This window comes from Bradyrhizobium sp. sGM-13 (genome assembly GCF_018398875.1).
In the GTDB taxonomy this organism is placed as follows: domain Bacteria; phylum Pseudomonadota; class Alphaproteobacteria; order Rhizobiales; family Xanthobacteraceae; genus Bradyrhizobium.
Window position 1 is genome coordinate 1 of the sequence record NZ_JAGWDK010000404.1, and the last position, 245, is coordinate 245.

Here is a 245-nt window from a genome sequence, read left to right on the forward strand (position 1 = left end):
TACCATGCCGATTGGGAAAAGGTCCGCGAGCACCGCAAGGCCCATCGCCTGGCGCGGCTGGTGGCGGCCTTGCCGAAGATCCGTCGGAAAGTTTCGGCCTATCTTTCCGGCGACGAGCCGACGCGCGAGTTCGCGCTCTCGGCCGTGATCGAGTTGATCGCGCGCACAGCGATCCGTCCGGGCAATGAATCCTATGCCCGCCTCAACGGCACCCGCGGTGCCACCACGCTATTGAAGTCGAACGT

Annotated in this window: 1 pseudogene; it reads left to right on the forward strand. The window is 64.5% G+C overall.

What is annotated here, in order from left to right:
- Positions 1-245, forward strand: a pseudogene (locus KJQ96_RS39440) (DNA topoisomerase IB); the annotation flags it as partial.